Source organism: Micromonospora sp. RP3T (assembly GCF_003027925.1).
GTDB lineage: Bacteria > Actinomycetota > Actinomycetes > Mycobacteriales > Micromonosporaceae > Micromonospora.
On record NZ_PYPS01000003.1, the window covers coordinates 130,999 to 150,745 of the forward strand.

A 19,747-nucleotide genomic window follows, 5' to 3' on the forward strand; every position below is an offset into this window, starting at 1 on the left:
GTCGCCCCCGGCGTACAATCTCGTTCGCCGCGTCACGGACCGAAGTGGTCCGACGCCGCAGCGGAAGGACTCTCAGTGACCGAGACCAGCAAGACGATTCTCACCGTGGGCCGTGCGATGGAGGTGCTCACCCTCTTCACCGAACGGAGGGAGTCCACCCTCGGGGTCACCGAGATCTCCAAGGCGCTCGGGTTGTCGAAGGCCGTGGTGCACCGGATCCTGTCGACCCTGCTGGAGAAGGACTACATCCAGATCGAGCCGCAGACCCGCCGGTACGCGCTCGGCCACGCGGCCCTCAAGCTCGGCCTGACCTACTTCGAAGGCATCGACGTGCGCCGAATGGCCCAGCCGATCCTGCACGAGCTGGTCACGGCCACCCAGGAAACTTCCACCCTCTCCATCCGCAGCGGCTGGACCCGGATCTACATCGACCAGGAGACCCCGCCGACGGACATCCGCATGTCGGTGCGGCTCGGCCATCCGTACCCGCTGCACGCCGGTTCGTCGTCGAAGGCGCTGCTGGCCTTCCTCGACCCCGAGGAGCAGGACGCCTACCTCGCCACCGGCCCGTTCGAGCGGCTGACCGACACCACCATCACCACGCCCGAGCAGCTCCGCGCCGACCTGGAGCGCATCCGCAAGCGCGGGTACGCCCGGTCGCTGGGGGAGCGTCAGGCCGACGCCGCCTCGGTGGCCGCCCCGGTCTTCGACCACCGGGGCAAGCCGACCGCGGCGATCAGCGTGTGCGGCCCGCTGCGCCGCTTCGAACCGAAGATCGACGAGGCGGCCGACGCGCTGCTGGACGCCGTACGGCGACTCTCGGCCCTGATGGGCCACCGGGAGTCGGAGATCATCGGGCAACGCTCCACGGAGTGATGCCCGCCAGCGGTGGGGCCGGACCGCCCCGCGGGAGGGAACAGCGGTGTCGGTGCCATCCGCGCTCGACCCATCGGGCGACTCGGTGCTCTACGCGGACCCCGGCGAGGTGGAGCGGCTACGTGACCCGCTGATCGCGGCGCAGGTCCAGCTGCTGGCTCGGCACCACCCCCACTACCGGCGACTCTTCGCGCGCACCGGAGTCGACCCGGACCGGGTACGCGGGGTCGCGGACCTGTCCCGGCTTCCGGTCACCGGCAAGCAGGACTTCCTCGGTGACCCCGAGTCCTTCCGGTTGACCGCCCCGGCCGACCTGCCGGTGGCCGAACGCACCCTCGCGTACGTCATCTACACGACCGGCACCACCAGCGGCGCGCCCGCCCCGCTCTACGTCACCACCAGCGACGACTGGGCCTACCTGCTGCACGCCCGGCGCTGCGCCCGGCTGCTCGGTCTCGGCGCCGACGAGGTGATCGCGAACCTCTTCCCGCTCACCCCGTTCCCGATGGGCGCCCGGATCCGCGCCGACCGGACGGCGGCGGCGATCGGGGCGACCATCTTCCAGGGACACACCGGCCGCCCCTCGCCGGACTGGCCGGTGCACCGCCGGCTCGACGAGGCGATCGACCTGGTGGTGGCACACGGCGCGACGGTGCTGTGGGGGGTCGCCGGGTTCGTCCGCCGGGTGCTGATCCGGGCCGCCGAACGCGGGCTGCGGCTGCCCACGGTCCGCTGGTGCTTCGTCACCGGCGAGGCGACGAGCGCCGCCGGCGTCGACGATCTGCGCGCCCGGCTGCGCGCGGTGGGCGCGGAGACGGCCCGGGTGGCCAACCGCTACGGCTCGACCGAGGGCTGGTCGATGATCGAGTGCGCGGAGGGGGCGGGTTGGCACAATCCCACCCCGGGCCTGATCCACCTGGAGACCGTCGACGCGGCCAGCGGCGAGCCGGTGCCCGACGGGGAACCCGGCCTGCTGCTCATCACCCACCTGCGGGCCCGGGGCACCGCCTTCCTCCGGTACGCCGTCGGCGACATCGTCCGGCTGACCCGGGAACGGTGTGCCTGCGGGCGGACCGCCGAGCGGATCGTCTCCCAGCCGGTCCGCACCAAGGACCTGGTCAAGGTCAACGGCACGCTGGTCAACCTGACCGTGCTCGGCGACGCCCTGGTCGACCTGGCCGGCGTCGCCGAGTACCGGGTGGTCCTCGACCACCTGCGCCCCGGCGACACGCTCTCCGGCGACGGCGTGGTGGTCGAGGTCGCCCCGGTCGCCGGCCGCGACGCCGACGCGCTGGTCTCGGCCGTACGGTCGCGGATCCGCGATCTGACCCACCTCACGCCCGAGGTGCGGGTGGTCGGCGTGGACGACATCTACGACCCGCTGGCCGACGCCAAACCCCGTCGTCTCGTCGACCGCCGCCACGTCGGCTGACGTCGTCGACACGTAGCTCTCAGAAAGGTCGTGACTGACCGTGTACACCGGTGCCATCGACGTGGTCGTCAATCCCTACACACCCGAGATCGTGGCCGCGCGACCGGCCTGGTCGAAGGACTTCCTCGGCCGCAAGATCGGCGCCGGGGACCGGCTGCCCGGAACGACGATCGAGGAGTACCTGGCCAAGATGGACCGGGCCGGGATCGCCCGGTCCTTCCTGATCGCCGCGAAGCTCGGCCCGGCCGGTGACGTCAACAGCTTCGCGCTCCAGATCGAGACCGTCGCCGAGCTGGTCGCCGCGCATCCGGACCGGTTCAGCGGCCTGGTCGGGTTGGACCCGACCGCCGGCATGGCCGAGCTGCGGCACCTGGAACGGGCGGTCACCGAGTACGGCTTCGTCGGCGCGCACTCGTACCCGCACTGGTTCGGGCTGCCCCCGGACCACCGGCGCTACTACCCGATCTACGCCAAGTGCGCCGAGCTGGACGTGCCGATCCAGCTCCAGGTGGGCCACTGCCTGCGCTACGACGACGCCCGGCCGCTGCGCAGTGTCGGCCGGCCGATCACCCTCGACACGGTCGCCTGCGAGTTCCCCGAGCTGAAGCTGGTCGGCATCCACACCGGGTGGCCGTGGACCGAGGAGATGATCGCGGTCGCGTACAAGCACCCCAACGTGTACATCGGGGTGGACGCGTACGCCCCGAAGCACTGGCCGGCCGCGCTGGTGCACTACATGAACACCTTCGGCCGGGAGAAGGTGCTCTTCGGCACCGACTACCCGGTGATCGACCCGGAGCGCGCCATGACGGAGTTCGCCGAGCTGGGCCTGCGGCCGGAGTCGGCCACGGCGGTGCTGCGCGACAACGCCCTGCGCCTCTACGGTCTCACCGACTGATCCGCCCCGCCGTCGGGGCGTGCGTCACCGACGCCGGCCGGCCGCGGTGAGCGCGACGAGCGCGACCGCGGCGGCGGCGCCGCCGACGGAGAACGCGGCCATCGGGCCGACCACGCCGACCAGCAGCGCGCCCACGGCCGGGCCGGTGGACTGGCCGAGCCGCGACGACGCCGACCACGCGCCGATGAGCATGCCCCGGCCGTCGACCGGCTGCCGGGAGACGGCGTGCACGGAGGCGTTGTACGCGCAGCCCACCCCGACGCCGAGGAGCACCACGGCGACCGCCACCACCCACACGGCCGGGGCGGCGGCGGTGAGCAGCAGGGAAACCGCGCACAACCCGAGCCCGATCCGTGCGACGTGCCGGTCGGCGGTCCGCCCGGCGAGCAGGGCCAGGGCCGCCGAGGCGACGAGACTGCCCACGTTGCCGAGGCCGACGAGCAGACCCCGGGCCGCCAGCGGCACCTCGAAGACCCGGTCCAGGGCCAGCGGCAGCATCGCCGCGGTGGCCGCGGTCATCAGGCCGATGACGACGGTGGTCAGGGTCAGCGCGCCGACCACGGTTCGCAGCTCGCCGACACGCCGCAGATCGGCCAGGAGCCGGGCGGAGCGGTGGCCCCGGGTCGGCCGCCGGCCGGGGCCGAGCCCGAGCACCCGGACGGTTCCGGGTACCAGCAGCGCGCCCAGCGCGTAGAGCCAGAACGCGGCGCGTGGGTCGCCGAGGCTCGCCACCGCGCCGCCGGCCATCGGTCCGACGGTGGAGGCGGTGGTCAGCACGAAGGTGTTGACCGCCAGGCCGCGTTGCCGGGCCGCGCCGGTCAGCGTCTCGCCGATCACGGTCGGGGGGATGGTGAGCAGGCCGGCGAAGCCGATTCCCTGGACCGCCCGGAGCGCGACGGCCGTGCCGAACGAGTCGACCAGCGCGCAGGCGGTGCCGGCGACGGAGAACAGCAGCAGGCAGCCGAGCGCCACCCGGCCGCGGCCGAGCCGGTCGGAGAGGCCGCCCAGCGCCACGGTCAGCACGATGCCGGGCACCGCGATCACGCCCTGGAGGAGCCCGACGGCGGCCTCCGAGACCTGGTACGCGGCGGCGAGTTCCGCCATCGCCGGGGCGAGCGTTCCGTAGCCGGTGGCGCCGACCGCGGACAGGGCGGTGACGGTCAGGATCCCGCCGGTACCGAGCGGTAGGGAAGGCGCCACAAGCGGTCCATTCAGCGGAACGATGTTTCGCTGAACGTACCGTAAACCTGAGCACGGGTCCATAACGGCACGTCAGGCCGTTGACACTGCGGAGAAGCCGCACCTAGTGTGTAGAAACGCTGTTCCGCTAAGCGGATCGAATGTGCGAATCGCATGGGAGAGGGGTGCCGGGATGAGTCCGAAGACGGGAGTTCTCGGCCGGTTCAGAGCCCTGAAGGTTTCTGCTCTGGTCGGGGTGGTGGCCCTCCTGGCCACGGCCTGTAGTTCGTCCAACGGGGACAGTGCGGCGGAGGCGGACTCCTCCCCGGGAGCAGCCGGGGCGGACATCGTGGTCGGGGTCGGGGTGATCAACCCCGACCTGGACGCATTCTCCGCCACGTCCCCGCCGCGTTCCTTCTACGCCTACCCGGTCTGGTCCCTGCTGACCCGGGTCGACACGCTCGGCGAGGGCGCCAAGGTGGTCCCCGGCGTCGCCGAGTCGTGGACCCGCGTCAACGACCTGACCTGGCAGTTCGTCCTCCGCAAGGACCTGAAGTTCGCCAACGGCGAGCCGGTCGACGCCGACGCCGTCGTCTACTCCACCAAGTTCATGCTCGACCCGAAGAACGAGGCGAGCATCCGCGGCAAGCTCGGCATCATCAAGCAGGTCGAAGCGGTCGACGCCACCACCATCCGGTTCACCATGAGCGCGCCGGAGGCGATCCTGCCCCGGCTGCTCGGCGCGATGCCGATCGTCCCGCCCAAGGAGCACGCACGGGTGGGCGCGAAGGCGTTCAACGTCAAGCCCATCGGCACGGGCGCGTTCATGGTGGAGAAGTTCGTCCCCGGCAAGGAACTCGTGCTGGTGCCGAACCCCAACTCCGGACAGGGCAAGGCACTGCCGGCCTCGATCACCTTCAAGGCGATCCCGGAGGACGCGGCCCGGGTGGCCGCCCTGCGCGCCGGTGACGTGGACATCATCACCAAGGTCCCGATCGACGGGATCAAGCCGCTGGAGTCCGGCGCCTTCACGATCTACGACGCGGTCGAGCCGCGCACGTACGTGGTGGACCTGTTCACCGACTCCGGGCCGCTGACCGACGTGCGGGTCCGGCGGGCCATCGCCCAGTCCCTCGACCTGGACGCGCTGGTCCAGGGCGTGATGGGCGGCAAGGGTCAGGTCGGCCAGGGTCAGTTGGCGCCGAGCTTCATGTCCGGCTACTGCAAAGACGTCACCCGGTACCCGTACGACCTGGCCGCGGCCAACAAGCTGATGGCCGAGGCCGGCGTCTCCGGGCTCAAGCTGAAGTTCCAGACCTCGCAGGGGTTCATCCTCAACGACACGCTGCTGGCCCAGGCGATCGGCGAGATGGTCAACAAGCTGGACGCTGTCGAGTCGGTGGAGATCGCCCCGATGGAGTTCTCCAACTACCTCGACGTGTACTACAACCGCACCGAGCGGGCCGACTTCTTCGCCTGGGGCATGAGCAGCTCACCGTTCGTGGACGCCTCCGTGCAGCTCGAACGCCTGGTCACCGGCTACCCCCAGCACAACATCGGCTACTCCAACCCGAAGTACGACGAGTGGTTCGGCAAGCTGCGCTCGGCCGAGGAGGGCACCCCGGAGCGGCAGCAGGCGTTCTGCGAGTTGTCGAAGATCTACAAGGAGGACGTCCCGTCCGTGGCGGTGATGACCATGCCGGACGTCTGGGCCAGCTCCGACAAGATCCGGGGCTTCAAGGTGGACCAGGCGGGCAACCCGGCCTGGGAGCTGATCACCAAGGTGACGGGCTAGACGGGGTCCGACCGTGGCGAAGCTTCTGCGACAGCGGCTCCTGCAGCTGGTCCTGGTCATCCTCGGACTGTCCAGCCTGGTGTTCTTCCTGGTCCGGATCTCCGGCGACCCGGCTTCGGCCATCGCCGGCGCGGACGCGGACCCGGAGACCCTGGCGGCCATCCGCAGCAACCTCGGGCTGAACGAACCGGTGCTCGTCCAGTACGTGAGGTTCCTCGGTGACCTGCTGGTGCTCGACTTCGGCGACTCGTACCAGTACCGCAGCGACGCGATGGCGTTGGTGCTGGACCGGTTCCCGGCGTCGGCGCTGCTGACCCTCCTCGCGATGCTCATCGCGGTCGGACTCGGCGTACCGGCCGGGGTGCTCGGTGCCGTGCACCGGGACGGGCTCCTCGGCCGGGCCGTCAACGGCCTCGCCATCCTCGGGCAGAGCGTGCCGAACTTCGTGCTCGGTCTGGTGCTCATCATGATCTTCGCGGTCAGCCTGGGCTGGCTGCCCAGCTTCGGCGGGGAGGGGGTGATGAGCCTGATCCTGCCGGCCGTCACCCTCGCCGCCTTCATCTGCGCCCGGCAGATGCGGCTGGTGCAGGCGTACACCCTGGAGGAACTCAGCAAGGGGTACGTGCGGACGGCGAACTCGCTCGGCTACAGCACCCGGCGGATCCGCTACCGGCACATCCTGCGCAACGTCAGCGTGCCCATGCTCTCGCTCGTCGGGCTGGAACTCGGCCAGTTCATCGCCGGTTCGGTGGTGGTCGAGTCGGTGTTCTCCTGGCCCGGCCTGGGCCGGTTGATGGTCGAGTCGGTCACCGCCCGCGACTACCCGGTGCTCCAGGCGGGCGTGTTCGTCATCGGCGTGCTCGTCGTGCTGATCAACTTCATCGTCGACCTGCTCTACCAGGTGGTCGACCCCCGACTCAAGGCGCAGTTGGTGACCCGATGAGCACAGTGCTGACCGTTCCCGAGCCTGGCGGGGCCGAACCCGTGGCCGAGGTCGTCCCCGCGCCCCGCCGGCGGCGCCGACGCCTCCTGCCGAGACACTTCGGCGCCCGGATCGCGCTCGGTTTCCTGATCGTCGGCGTCCTGGCCGCGATCTTCGCCCCGGCCGTCTCGCCGTACGACCCCAACGAGCAGTCCCTGCTCAACCGGCTCGCCGCGCCGTCGCTGTTCGGCGGCGAGGGCGCGCACCTGCTCGGCACCGACGAACTCGGCCGGGACCTGCTCAGCCGCGCCATCTACGGCGGCCGGGTCAGCTTCACCGTCGGGTTCGTCGCGGCCACCTTCGCCGGCCTGCTCGGCACCGTCCTCGGCGTCGTCGCCGGCTACTACCGGGGCATCGTGGAGTCGGTGATCATGCGGACGGTCGACATCCTCACCGCGTTCCCGTTCCTCATCGTCGCCCTCGCCGTGGTCGCGGTCTTCGGCGCCAAACTGTCGGTGCTGATCATCGTGCTGGTGCTCTGGGAGTGGGTGCCGTTCACCCGGCTCGCCCACGCCAAGACGCTGAACGTGGTCTCCACCGACTACTTCCGGGCCGCCGTCGCCATCGGCCGTCGGGGTGTCGGCATCCTCGCCCGGCACGTGCTGCCCAACATCGCCGGTCCGCTCATCGTCGTCTGGACGTTCGTGGTGGCCCGGTCCATCGTCATCGAGAGTTCGCTCAGCTTCCTCGGGCTCGGCGTGCCGCCGCCCACCGCCACCTGGGGCGGGATGCTGAGCGCCAGCCGGGGCTACCTCGACACCGCGTGGTGGATCCCGCTGGTCCCCGGCGTGGCCATCACCCTGGTCGTGTTGAGCGTCAACGTCGTCGGTGACTGGCTGAGTGAGAGGTGGGATCCGCATGGCCGGCGCTGACGCCGTACCGCTGCTCGAGGTCGACGGGCTGGACGTCACCTTCGACACGCTCCGGGGGCCGGTGCACGCCGTCCGGGGCGCCACCTGGTCGGTGCACCAGGGCGAGACCCTGGTGGTGCTCGGCGAGTCCGGCTCCGGCAAGAGCGTCTCGTTGCACGCCGTCGCCGGGTTGCTGCCGGCCAACGGCCACACCGCCGGCCGGGTCCGCTTCCAGGGGCGTGACGTGCTCGGGCTGCGCGGCGCGCCGCTGCGCCGGTTCTGCGCCGAGAACTACGGCATGGTGTTCCAGGACCCGATGAGTTCGCTGGACCCGAGCTTCACCGTCGGCGACCAGATCGCCGAGATCCTGCGGGTGCACCGGGGGGCGTCGGCGCAGGACGCCTGGGAGCGGGCGGTCGAGCTGCTGGGCGTGGTCCGGATCGACGACCCGGGCCGCCGGGCGAAGCAGTACCCGCACGAACTCTCCGGCGGCATGCGCCAGCGCGTCATGATCGCCATGGCGATCGCCCTGGACCCGCCGCTCTTCCTCGCCGACGAGCCGACCACCGCGCTGGACACCAGCGTCCGGGGCGCGGTGCTGGAGACCATGATCGAGCTGCGGGACCGCCTGTCGATGGGGGTCGTCCTGATCACCCACGACATCGGCGTGGCGGCGGCCGTCGCCGACCGGGTCGCCGTCATGTACGCCGGCCGGGTCGTCGAGTACGGCACCGCGGAGCAGGTGCTGCACGAACCCGGCCACCCGTACACCGCCGCGCTGCTCGGGTCGCTGCCCCGGTTGCGGCGGCTGCGGTCCACACTGACCGCCATTCCCGGCGCGCCACCGAACGCGGCCCGGCTGCCGGCCGGCTGCTCCTTCCACCCCCGCTGCCGGTTCGCCACCGACCGCTGCGCCGAGGAACTGCCGGTCCTGCAACCGAGTGGCGGCGGCCAGGTCGCGGCCTGCCACTGGACCGGCCGGCTGACCGCCGACGGCGACCTCGGCTACTGGCGCGAGGGCGGCGAACCACTCGTCGACGCCCGACCCGGCGACGCGGAACAACCGTTCGTGGTGGTCGAGAACCTGGTCAAGGAGTATCCCCTCGGCTCCGGTCGGAAGGCCCGGGTGCTGCGGGCGGTGGACGACGTCTCCTTCACCATCCCGAAGGGCACCACGCTCGGCCTGGTGGGGGAGTCCGGGTCCGGCAAGTCCACCACCGCCATGATCATGTCCGGGCTGCTCGCCCCCACCTCCGGCCGGGTGGTCATCGGCGGCGTCGACATCGCCCGGCTCTCCGGCAAGGCCATGCGGGACGTCCGCCGGGACCTCCAGGTGGTCTTCCAGGACCCGTACTCCTCGATGGACCCCCGGATGACCATCGGGCAGATCGTCGACGAGCCGCTGCTGGTGCACAAACGCGGGTCGAAGCCCCAGCGGCGGGACCGGGTCACCGAACTGCTCGACCTGGTCGGGCTGGACGGCGACTACGCCGGACGCTTCCCGCACCAGCTCTCCGGCGGGCAGGCCCAGCGGGTCGCCATCGCCCGCGCGCTCGCGCTGGAACCCGCGCTGATGGTGCTGGACGAGCCGGTCGCCGCGCTGGACCTCTCCATCCAGGCGCAGATCCTCAACCTGCTGCGCGACCTCCAGGCCCGGCTCGGCCTGACGTACCTGTTCATCGGGCACGACCTGGCGGCGGTGGCCTACATCTCCGACCGGGTGGCGGTCATGTCCACCGGGAAGATCGTCGAACTGGACCGGGTCGACGCGATCTACCAGCGGCCGGCGGCGGCCTACACCCGGCAACTCCTCGACGCGGTGCTCGACCCCGAGGCCGACCTCGGCCGGTACCGGGACCGCCCGACGACCCGGACGGAGGAGCCGTGCGTCCCCTCGGCCCCGGCGACGCCCTGATCGTCATCGACGTGCAACGCAAGTACGTCACCGGCCCGCTGGCCGTCCCGGACGCCGCCGCGCTGGTGGACCGGATCGCCCGGTTCGCCGACGCGGCCCGCGCCCGGGACGTGCCGCTGGTCTGGGTGACCCGCGAGCTGCGCCCCGGCGTGTCGATGGGCGCCGCCACCACCGCCGGGTACGGCGCGGCGGTCGACGAGCTGTTCCGGAGCCCGGCCGCCGACCTGCATCCCGGTCTCGGCGCCCGGGACGACGAGATCCGGGTGGTCAAGCCCCGCCAGTCGGCGTTCTACGGCACCGACCTGGCGGTGGTGCTGCGCACGCTCGGCGCGGACCGGGTGGTGCTCACCGGCGTCACCACCAACATCTGCGTGCAGGCCACGGCCCAGGACGCCCGCGCCCGCGACCTCGACGTGCTGGTGGTCGCCGACCTGACCGCCGCGCTGCCGGTCACCGCCGCCGGCTTCGACCTGCCGGCGGAACAGGTGCAGCGGGCCACGCTGGCCACGCTCGCGCACGCCGTCGGCACCGTCGGCTCCGCCGCCGCCGTGCTGTCCGCCTGAACCCGACCGGGCGTCCCGCCGTACCGGCCGCCGGGACCGCCCGCGCGACCCCGCCGTCGCGCGGGCGGTCCCGGGAGCTCAGTAGCCGCGGTCGCGGTCGAACTCGCCGAGCAGTGGTTCGCCGGCGTGCCAGCGACGCAGGTTCGCGCAGAACTGGTCGACCACCCGTTCGGCCCGGCGCGGCGACCCGCCGGCGATGTGCGGGGTGACCACCACGTTGGGCAGCCGCCACAGCGGGTCGTCGGCGGCGAGCGGCTCCCGGGCCACCACGTCCAGCCCGGCCCCGCCGAGCCGCCCGCCGGTGAGCGCGGCGCGCAGCGCCGACTCGTCGACCAGCTCGCCCCGGCTGACGTTCACCACTATCGCGCCGGGTTTCATCGCGGCGATCCGGGTGGCGTCCAGCAGGTGGCGGGTGGCCGGGGTGAGCGGCACGGTGAGCACCACCACGTCGGCGGAGGGCAGCACCTCGTCCAGCCGGTCCGGGGTGACCAGCAGGTCCACGTCGGGGCCGGCCGCGACGGATTCCGGCTCGACCGCGACGATCCGCGCGAACTCGAAGCCGCGGGCCCGGCGGGCCACCGCCCGGCCGGCCCCACCGAGCCCGACCACCAGCATGGTCCGGTCGGTGAACTCCCACTGGGTGGCCCGCACCGCGATCCGGTACGCGTCGGTCCAGTCGGGCGCGCGCAGCACCGTCGCCACGCCCCGGGTGAGCGCGAGCAGCAGCGCGAACGCGTGCTCGGCCAGGTGCGCGCCGACGACGCCCTTGGCCGAGACCAGGCGGACGTCGCGGCCGGCGAGGTGGGCGGCGATCCGGTCCACGCCGGCGCCGACCGACTGCACCCAGCGCAGGTTCGGCGCGGCGTCGAGGGCCGCCGGCTGGATGTCACCGAAGAGGACTGCCGCGCCGGGGGCGTGCCGCAGCACGGTGGCGGGGTCCCGGGCGACCACCACCTTCTCGGGTGCGGCGGCGGCGCGGATCGCGTCGACCTGTGCCTCGGTCAGCGGGGCGATCAGCGCGTGCGCGGCGGCCAGGACGGTGCGGCCGGTCCCGCCCGGCCCGGTCACGTGTCGCCCCGCCCGGCGTCGACGCCGCCCGGCCGGGGCGGGACACCACCGGCGCCCAGGTAGCGGTCGCGGAGCCGGGTGACCTCGTCGTAGCCGATGAGCCGGGTGAACTCGCGCAGCGGTACGCCCCGGGCGGCGACCACGCCGGGCTCCGGGCCCAGCAGGTCGGCGTACGCCGCGGTGAGCGCGCGGGCGGTGGCGAGCAGGCCCTGGAGACCGTAGATGACCACGGCGATGCCGAGTTCCCGGGCGATGGCGGGGGTGAGCTCGCGTTCCAGCCAACTGCCGGGGGCGACCGCGGCGGCCAGTGGTCGGCCGCAGGCGTCCCGGGTGGCCTGCCACGCCTCGAACGGGAACGTCTCGTCGTGGCGCATCGGGAAGACCACGTCCGCCCCGGCCGCCGCGTACGCCTCGGCGCGCCGCAGCACCTCGTCGACGGTGTCGGCGTTGGTCCGGGCGACCACGGCGGCCCGGTCCCGGGCGTCGACGCAGGCGCGGACCTTCGCCGCCGCCTCGGCCCGGGGCACCAGACTCACCCCGGCCTGCTCGCTCAGCGGCCCCGGCTTGGGGGAGATCTGGTCCTCCAGCATCAGCGCCGCCGCGCCGGCCCGCTCGAAGTCCCGGGCGGCGTGGTACGCGTTGACCGCGTTGCCCCAGCCGGTGTCCAGGTCGGCGATGACCGGCAGGCCGCCGGCCCGGGCGGCGACGCCGACCGCGCGGGTCATGTCGGCACGGGTGTAGAGGTCGGCGTCGGGCAGGCCGAGCGAGGCGGCCACGGCGAAACCGGAGACGAAGAGGCAGCGGAAACCGGCCGCGGCGGCCAGCGTGGCGCTGAGCCCGTCCCAGACGCCGGCGGCGTACACGGGCGGTTCGGCGGCGAGGACGTCGGCGAAGCCGACCGGGGCGTGCACCGGCATCGGATCACACCTCCGGCAGGTCGACGACCACGTCGACCAGGACGGGACGACCCTCGCGGACGCCCTTTACCGCCTCGGTGAGGGTGGACGCCAGGGCGTCGCGGTCGACCACGGTGAACGCCTCGACGCCCTGGGCTCGGGCCATCCCGGCGTGGTCGACGTCCGGCCCGGTCAGGTCCATGCCGTGCCGGGCCCGGTCCAGGTCGCCGCCGCGCGTCTGCACCACCCGACGTTGGTGCAGCCAGTCCGCGCCGTAGCTGCGGTTGTTGACCACCACGGTCAGCAGCGGGAGCCGGTGGTGGGCGGCGGTCCAGAGCGCCTGCGGGGTGTAGAGCAGGTCGCCGTCGGGTTGCAGGTCGACCACCACGGTGTCGTCGTCGCGGTGGTGCAGCGCGGCGCCGATCGAACCGCCGATGCCGAAGCCGAGGCCACCGGCGCCGGAGCCGCCCAGGTGGCAGTTGAAGTCGACCAGGTCCCAGGTGCGCCGGGGCCAGCCCCGGAACATGGTGAAGCCGATCTGCCAGGGGCCGTCGCGTACCGCGTCGTAGGTGGCGGCGGCGAGGACGCCCTCGGTGATCCCGCCGTGCGGCGACTCGGGCGGCGGACCCTCGGCGGCGCGCAGCGCGGCGGTGTGACCGGTCAGCCAGTCGCGTCGGGCGGCGACGGCGTCGGCGCGGCGGGCGACCCGCTCGGCGACCAGGTCGGCGAGGACGGGCAGGGCGACGGCGGTGTCGGCGACCAGGTACTCGTCGGCCCGGATCGGCGGTTCCAGGTCGAGGAAGCCGTTGTGTTTCAGGTCGTTGAGGGTGATCACGGCGAGTTTCGTGCCGGGCCGGGTGAGCATCCGGTGGCCGCGCCGGTCGTTGTCCACCTGGGACGTCGCCCAGCGGACGTCCCGGCAGTCCAGCGCCAGGACGAGGTCGGCGTCGGCGAGCCGGCCGGCCCGGTCGGCGGTGCAGTCGGCCCAGTGCCCGGTGGGGAAGTTGTGCCGGCTGCCGAGGTCCACCACGGGTACGGCGAGCGTCTCGGCGAGCCGGCGCAGCGCGTCGAAGCCGGCCCGGCTGCGGCCGACGAAGTCGGCGAGGACGACCGGGGACTCGGCGGCGACGAGCAGGTCGGCGACGGCTTCGAGGCGGTCCAGCGGGGCGGTCGGCGGGGCGAGCGGGGCCGGCCCCCAGTCGCCCAGGTCGACCGCGGGCGCGGGGGACTCCTGCATCAGCGCGTCGAGGGCCACATAGGTGGGGCCGGGCGGTTGGGCCACGGCGAGCTGGTGGGCGCGGAGCATCAGGTCGGGCAGGGCGGCCACGGACGTGGGTTCGGTGTCCCACTTGACCACGTCCCGGACGGCCTGGCCCTGCTGGTTCGCGGTGTGCACCCAGTCGATCCACGGGCGGCGGCGGGCCTGGTCGGCCGGGCCGGAGCCGCCGAGGAGGAGCACCGGCGCGTGGTCGGCGTACGCGTTGAAGGTCGCCATCACGGCCTGCTGGAGGCCGACCAGGTTGTGCACGGCGGCGGCCATCACCTCGCCGGACGCCTTGGCGTAGCCGTGGGCGACGGCCACGGCCACGCCCTCGTGCAGCGCCGAGATCACCTCGGGGCTGCCGCTTGTGGTGAGGGAGTCGTGCAGTCCCCGGAACGAGGCGCCGGGGTTGGCTGCCACGTACCGGATGCCGAGGCGCTGGAGCAGCGCCACCATCACGTCGCTTCCGTATGTCAGATCCATGTGTCACGTCCTGAGTCGGTCGGCCTGTCTCGCCCCCGTCGGCTGCGCTACTTTATGAAACACCGTTTCATCAACCGGAACAAGAGGGGTGCCCATCATGCATCGACCTGGTCAGGCCGTGGATCTGCACAGTCACTGGTGGCCCCGGGAGTTCGCGTCGGCCGTCCGGGCCGGCCGGCGCTGGCACGCCTGGGACGCCGACCTCACCGCCGCCACCCCCCGGATCGTGGCCGGCGACCGGGACGCCCCCGCCCCGGTCGACCTCTACTCCACCGACCTGACCGCCCGCCGGGAACGCCGGGCCGCCGAGGGCATCGTCCGCGAGGCGGCGATGGTCCCGGTCTTCCTCTGGGGGTACGAACTCCCGGCCGCCGAGGCCGAGGCGTACTGCCGGGACGTCAACGCGGACCTGGCCGACGCGCAGGCCGCCTCCGACGGCACCTTCACCGGTCTCGGCCTGCTGCCGCTGCAGGACCACGACGCGTCCCTGCGGGTGCTCGACCACGCCGTCAAGGACCTCGGCCTGTACGCGTTCAGCATCGGCACCAACGTCGAGGACGCCAACCTGGACGACCCGAAGGTGGTCGCCATCCTCGACCAGGTGCTGGCCGCCGGGGCGGCGATCGTCATCCACGCCAACTGGTACACCCGGGCCGGGCGCGAGCGCACCTGCCGGCACATGTTCGACAACTCGGTGGGCGTGCCCCTGGAGGCCGGGCTGGCGTTGGCCTCGCTGATCTACTCGGGTCTGCTGGACCGGCACCCGGGCGCCCGGATCTGCTGCTCGCACGGGGGCGGCTGGCTGCCGTACGGCATCGGCCGGCTCAACCTGCGCTTCCTCCAGGGACGGGACAGCGGCCTGCTGGCCGAGGCGCCGGACCGGTACCTGCGCCGGTTCCACTACGACTGCCTGGTGCACGACGAGCGGGCCCTGCAACTGCTTGTCGAGCGGGTCGGCGCGGACCGGGTGGTGATCGGCACCGACCACCCGTACGGCGGGGACATCCCCGAGGTCGGCGCGGTGCGCTGGATCGCCGACCAGCCGTTCCTGACCAGCCGGGAGAAGGACATGGTGGTCCGGGAGAACGCGGCTCTCTTCCTCGACGGCGCGCGGCGGGCGGCCGGCGGCGCCGGCTGACGTCCCGTCGCGCCCGACGGCGGATTCGCTGGTCACGGCGTCCGTCCGGCCCTTGACACGGTTCGACGGGCCCCCCTACGTTTTGTGGAACGCCGTTTCGCTGAGTGGAAGGAATCTGATGGCCACACTCCGAGGGTTCGGCAATCCCCTGTCCCCGTCCGGCCGGGCCGCGCTCGTCGACGACCCCCCGCACCACATCAGCGCCGACGCCATCCAGGTGATCTACCGGGTCGACCCGGACAAGGCCCGCGCCTACCTGCCCGACGGCCTCGACCTGCACCCGGAGGCGCTGGCCTACGCCTACGTCGCCGACATGGTCAAGGTCAGCGACAGCCACCCCGACCAGGCCTGGACCGAACCGCAGTGGTCGCAGTACCAGGAGGGCATCCTCGGCCTCTACTGCACCTACCAGGGCCAGCCCGGCCGGTTCAGCGCCTACATCTACGTCAGCGAGGACTGGTCGGTGGTCTTCGGCCACTTCATGGGCTTCGCCAAGAAGCAGGGCGTCATCCACAAGACCAAGATCCAGCCGGCCAACCCGGCGTTCGGGCCGATCGGGCCCGGCAGCCGGATGCGGGGGACCGTGGACCGGTTCGGCCGGCGGATCTTCAACGTGGACATCCAGCTCACCGAGAAGATCGACGACGACGCGGTGCCCTCGCACGGGCACCGCGTCTACACCTACCGGCACATTCCCTCGCCCAGCCCGCAGGTCCCCGACCAGCGGCAGCTCTTCGCGCTCGACCTGGACCGGGCCACCACCATCGACGCCTGGAAGGGCACCGGCGGCGTGGAGATCTTCACCGACGTGATCAACGAGGACCTCGACGGGTTCCAGCCCCTGGAGATCGTCGAGGCGTACAGCTTCCAGCGCGGCTGGACCACCAAGGCCGGCGCCACCCTGCTGCGAGAGGACCACTCATGACCGACTGGGCCGCGATCCAGGTCGCCAAGGCCGCCGACAACATCGTCAACACCTCCCTGGCCGTCCGGCCCGGGGAACTGGTCGCCGTCGCCGCCGACCACAACTCCGACCACGCGGTCGTCGACGCGCTCCTCGCGGCGGTCGCCGCCGCCGGCGCCGAGGGCACCCTGCTGGTCCAGCCCGCCCGCGCCCGGGCCGGCGAACCGGCGAACCGGATCGTCGCCGCCGCGCTGGCCGGCGCGGACGTGATCATCTCGCCGACCTCGACCGCGCTGAGCTTCACCCCCGAACTCAAGCAGGCGCTCAACCGGGGCGCCCGGGCGATCGTGATGACCGGGGTGACCCGGGCCGAGCTGACCGGCGGCGCGGGCATCGCCGACTACGAGGAGGTCCACCGGATCACCAAACCGCTGGCCGACGCGATCACCGCCGGCTCCCGGATCCGGGTCACCTCACAGCAGGGCTCCGACCTCACCGCCAGCCTGGAGGGGGTCACCTGCGGAGTGGGCGCGTCCTTCGCCCGCGAGCCGGGCCAGATCTCCAGCTACCCCAGCGGCGAGGCGTGGAGCGCCCCGGCCACCGGCACCGGGCAGGGCGTCCTGGTCGCCGACGGTTCCGCGCACCAGCTCGGCAAGCTGCGCGAACCGATCCGGGTCCACTTCGACCAGGGGCGCGCGGTCCGGATCGAGGGCGGTGACCAGGCCGGCGAACTGCGCCGCATGATCGACGGGGTGGAGAACGGCGACAACCTCGGCGAGATCTCCATCGGCACCAACCCGGCGGCCCGCTTCCTCGGCAACATCACCGAGGACAAGAAGCAGGTCGGCACCGTCCACTTCGCCCTGGGCAACAGCGTGGTCGGCGGGACGGTCAAGGCCCCGATCCACGTCGACCTGCTGCTGCTCACCCCGACCGTGGAGGTGGACGGGGAGATCCTGGTCCAGGACGGGAAGATCGTGAAGGTGGCATGACCGCCGCATCCGCTCCGGCCCCCGGAGACGCCGTCTCCGGGGTGCCGGCCATCGACACGCACACCCACTTCTGGCCCCGGGGGCTGCTCGCCGCCGGGCGGGAAGGACGGGACTGGTACGGCTGGCGGCCGGTCACCGAGGCCGACGGCCGGCGGGCGTTCGCGCTGGGGCGTACCGTGCTGGCCTTCGCCCCGCCCGAGGCGGACCTGGCCGACCCGACGGCCCGGCTCGCCGCCCGCGCCGCGCAGCAGGGGATCGGCTTCGAGGCCGTCCAGGTGGCCGGCTTCCTGTTCAACTACCACCTGGACGCGGCCCGGGGCGCGGCCTTCTGCCGGGAACTCAACACCGAACTGGCCGAACTGGAGGCCGCCGCCCCGGGCACCTACCGGGGGCTGGCGCAACTGCCGCTTCAGGACCGGGACGCCGCGCTGGCCGTGCTCGACCACGCCGTGACGGAGCTGGGGCTGCGACACTTCGTGCTCACCCCGGCGGTCAACGGGCGCAACCTCGACGACCCGCAGATCCTGCCGGTGCTGGAGGCGATGGCCGAGGCCGGGGTGACCGCCAACGTGCACCCGGCGTTCTTCGACAAGCTCGGCGCCGGCGACCGGCTCGGCCGGTACTACTTCGAGAGCTCGTTCGCCGCGCCGGTCGAGGCGAGCATCGGGCTGATGACGGTGATCCACTCCGGGCTGCTGGACCGGCACCCGGACTTCCGGATGTGCTTCACCCACGGCGGCGGCATCGCGATCCACTCGCTGGGCCGGTTCGACCACCGCTGGCACATGATCTCCCCGGCGCAGCGCACCATGGCCCGCCCGCCCAGCGAGTACCTCGCCGCCGGCAACCTCTTCTACGACGTGCTGGTGCACGACGAGCGCGCGCTGGAACTGGTGATCGAGCGCGTCGGGGTGGACCAGCTCACCATCGGCACCGACCATCCGTTCGCCTGGGACCACCCCGGCGGCGCGGCGAACTGGATCCGTACCGCCGGGTTCCTGGACGCCACGGCCCGGGAGAAGATCCTCTGGCGCAACGCGGCCCGCTTCTACGGCCTCGACCTCGACGACCCGCCCGGGACGGCCGGCTCATGACCGACTGCGACGTCCTGGTCGCCGGCGCCGGCGCGGCCGGCCTGGCCGCCGCGCTGGCCGCCGCCCGGCCCGGCCGCACCGTCGTCCTCGTCGAGGCGCGGGAGACGTTCCGGCAGGGCAGCAACACCGCGATGAGCACCTCGATGATCCCGGCCGCCGGCAGCCGTTGGCAGCGGGCGGCCGGCGTCGAGGACTCACCCGGTCGGTTCCTCGCCGACATCCGGGCCAAGACCCACGACACCGCCGACCCGGTGGTGGCCGCCGCGCTCACCGCGGTCGCCCCCGAACTGGTCGAGTGGCTGGCCGACGACTGCGGGGTGCCGCTCGAACTGGTCACCGACTTCCGCTACCCGGGCCACTCGGCGCTGCGTTGCCACAGCGTGCCGGACCGCTCCGGGGCGGCCCTGCACCGCGCCCTGCTCGACGCCGCCGCGGACCGGGACGACCTGCACCTGGTCGTGCCGGCCCGGCTGGTCGACGTGCGGACCGACGACACCGGCGCGGTCCGGGGCGCGGTGCTGGCCCGCCCCGACGGCACCCGGGAGGAGGTGAGCTGCCCGGTGGTGGTGCTCGCCACCAACGGGTTCGCCGCCGACCCCGAGCTGGTCCGGCGCCACCTGCCCGAGATCGCCCACGGCGTCTACCACGGCGGCGAGGCGTCCCGGGGGGACGCGTTGCGGCTGGCCGAACGGCTCGACCTGGACACCGGCCACCTCGACGCCTACCAGGGACACGGCTCGCTGGCCGTACCGGACGCCATCCTGCTCACCTGGGCGACGGTCATGCACGGCGGCTTCCTCGTGGACGCCACCGGGCAGCGCTTCGGCGACGAGACGGTCGGCTACTCCGAGTACGCCGTACCGGTGCTGTCCCGTCCGGGTGGCCGGGCCTGGATGGTCTACGACGAACGCGTCCACGACGCCTGTCTGGCGTTCAAGGACTACCAGGACGTGGTGGCCGCCGGGGCGGTCCGCTGGGCCGACGACGTCGCCGCGCTCGCCGCCGTGGTGGGCGCCCCGGTCGACGCGCTGGCGGCCACCCTGGCCGACGCCGACGCGGCGGCCACCGGTACCGCGTCCGACGCGTTCGGCCGGCGTGCCTGGGGTGCGCCGCTGCGTGCGCGGTACGCCGCCGTCCGGGTCACCGGGGCGCTCTTCCACACCCAGGGCGGCCTGCGGGTGGACCGGCACGCCCGGGCGTTGCGCGCCGGGCAGCCGGTGCCGGGCCTGTACGCGGCCGGCGGCGCGGCGGTCGGCATCTCCGGCCACGGGGCGGACGGGTACCTGGCCGGAAACGGCCTGCTCGCCGCCCTCGGCCTCGGCTACCTCGCCGGCCGGCACGCCACCGCCTGAGCCGGTACCGGCCCGACTCGCCACCGCGCCCCTCACCCACCGGGTGAGGGGCGCGGTCGACTGTGCGG

At 73.0% G+C, this 19,747-nt stretch carries 17 protein-coding genes; 13 read left to right on the top strand and 4 right to left on the bottom strand.

The features are described from left to right. Window positions 1-75 precede the first annotated feature (75 nt). Genes C8054_RS04025 through C8054_RS04035 form a run of 3 tightly spaced genes read left to right on the top strand, consistent with a single transcriptional unit; the run spans window position 76 to window position 3,206 of the window. On the top strand, window positions 76-876 hold the full coding sequence (locus C8054_RS04025) for an IclR family transcriptional regulator (protein WP_233219487.1): 801 nt from the start codon (window positions 76-78) through the stop codon (window positions 874-876). Between the two features lie 46 nt (window positions 877-922). Further along, entirely contained in the window at window positions 923-2,308 is a 1,386-nt protein-coding gene (locus C8054_RS04030) for a phenylacetate--CoA ligase family protein (RefSeq protein WP_107155340.1), read from the top strand. 40 nt (window positions 2,309-2,348) lie between these two features. Beyond that, on the top strand, window positions 2,349-3,206 hold the full coding sequence (locus C8054_RS04035) for an amidohydrolase family protein (protein WP_158273802.1): 858 nt from the start codon (window positions 2,349-2,351) through the stop codon (window positions 3,204-3,206). A 24-nt stretch (window positions 3,207-3,230) separates the two neighbouring features. Here C8054_RS04035 and C8054_RS04040 read toward each other — a convergent pair whose 3' ends face one another. Further along, window positions 3,231-4,406 (bottom strand): MFS transporter, encoded by a 1,176-nt coding sequence (locus C8054_RS04040; protein WP_158273803.1) that lies wholly within the window; start codon window positions 4,404-4,406, stop codon window positions 3,231-3,233. 172 nt (window positions 4,407-4,578) lie between these two features. On the opposite strand from C8054_RS04040, the gene C8054_RS04045 reads away from it, so the two are divergent. From C8054_RS04045 to C8054_RS04065, 5 genes are read left to right on the top strand one after another with little or no spacing between them, the layout of a single operon-like run. Then, the gene (locus tag C8054_RS04045) at window positions 4,579-6,180 is read left to right on the top strand and encodes an ABC transporter substrate-binding protein (RefSeq protein ID WP_107155343.1); all 1,602 of its coding nucleotides are present in this window, start codon (window positions 4,579-4,581) and stop codon (window positions 6,178-6,180) included. 13 nt (window positions 6,181-6,193) lie between these two features. Further along, on the top strand, window positions 6,194-7,123 hold the full coding sequence (locus tag C8054_RS04050) for an ABC transporter permease (protein WP_107155344.1): 930 nt from the start codon (window positions 6,194-6,196) through the stop codon (window positions 7,121-7,123). After that, the gene (locus tag C8054_RS04055) at window positions 7,120-8,034 is read left to right on the top strand and encodes an ABC transporter permease (protein WP_107155345.1); all 915 of its coding nucleotides are present in this window, start codon (window positions 7,120-7,122) and stop codon (window positions 8,032-8,034) included. The genes C8054_RS04050 and C8054_RS04055 overlap by 4 nt, the downstream gene beginning before the upstream one ends. Next, window positions 8,021-9,928, top strand: coding sequence for an ABC transporter ATP-binding protein (locus tag C8054_RS04060; RefSeq protein ID WP_107155346.1), 1,908 nt, complete (start codon window positions 8,021-8,023; stop codon window positions 9,926-9,928). The genes C8054_RS04055 and C8054_RS04060 overlap by 14 nt, the downstream gene beginning before the upstream one ends. After that, window positions 9,898-10,491 (top strand): cysteine hydrolase family protein, encoded by a 594-nt coding sequence (locus tag C8054_RS04065; RefSeq protein WP_107155347.1) that lies wholly within the window; start codon window positions 9,898-9,900, stop codon window positions 10,489-10,491. The genes C8054_RS04060 and C8054_RS04065 overlap by 31 nt, the downstream gene beginning before the upstream one ends. Window positions 10,492-10,569: 78 nt before the next feature. Here C8054_RS04065 and C8054_RS04070 read toward each other — a convergent pair whose 3' ends face one another. From C8054_RS04070 to C8054_RS04080, 3 genes are read right to left on the bottom strand one after another with little or no spacing between them, the layout of a single operon-like run. After that, window positions 10,570-11,559: a D-2-hydroxyacid dehydrogenase gene (locus C8054_RS04070; RefSeq protein ID WP_107155348.1), complete on the bottom strand. Its 990-nt coding sequence runs from the start codon at window positions 11,557-11,559 to the stop codon at window positions 10,570-10,572. Beyond that, complete coding sequence (locus tag C8054_RS04075; RefSeq protein WP_107155349.1) at window positions 11,556-12,476, bottom strand: isocitrate lyase/PEP mutase family protein; 921 nt, start codon at window positions 12,474-12,476, stop codon at window positions 11,556-11,558. Before C8054_RS04075 ends, C8054_RS04070 begins: the two co-directional genes overlap by 4 nt. A 4-nt stretch (window positions 12,477-12,480) precedes the next feature. Further along, a complete protein-coding gene (locus tag C8054_RS04080) occupies window positions 12,481-14,199 on the bottom strand; it encodes a thiamine pyrophosphate-binding protein (protein WP_107155350.1) in 1,719 nt (572 codons plus the stop codon). Window positions 14,200-14,296: 97 nt separating this feature from the next. On the opposite strand from C8054_RS04080, the gene C8054_RS04085 reads away from it, so the two are divergent. From C8054_RS04085 to C8054_RS04105, 5 genes are all read left to right on the top strand, one after another. Next, on the top strand, window positions 14,297-15,337 hold the full coding sequence (locus tag C8054_RS04085; protein ID WP_146179860.1) for an amidohydrolase family protein: 1,041 nt from the start codon (window positions 14,297-14,299) through the stop codon (window positions 15,335-15,337). Between the two features lie 118 nt (window positions 15,338-15,455). After that, entirely contained in the window at window positions 15,456-16,262 is an 807-nt protein-coding gene (locus C8054_RS04090) for an acetoacetate decarboxylase family protein (RefSeq protein WP_107155352.1), read from the top strand. After that, window positions 16,259-17,233: an aminopeptidase gene (locus C8054_RS04095; protein ID WP_088643360.1), complete on the top strand. Its 975-nt coding sequence runs from the start codon at window positions 16,259-16,261 to the stop codon at window positions 17,231-17,233. The genes C8054_RS04090 and C8054_RS04095 overlap by 4 nt, the downstream gene beginning before the upstream one ends. Next, entirely contained in the window at window positions 17,230-18,327 is a 1,098-nt protein-coding gene (locus C8054_RS04100; RefSeq protein WP_107155353.1) for an amidohydrolase family protein, read from the top strand. Before C8054_RS04095 ends, C8054_RS04100 begins: the two co-directional genes overlap by 4 nt. Next, on the top strand, window positions 18,324-19,679 hold the full coding sequence (locus tag C8054_RS04105) for an FAD-dependent oxidoreductase (RefSeq protein WP_107155354.1): 1,356 nt from the start codon (window positions 18,324-18,326) through the stop codon (window positions 19,677-19,679). The genes C8054_RS04100 and C8054_RS04105 overlap by 4 nt, the downstream gene beginning before the upstream one ends. The last annotated feature ends 68 nt before the right edge of the window (window positions 19,680-19,747 follow it).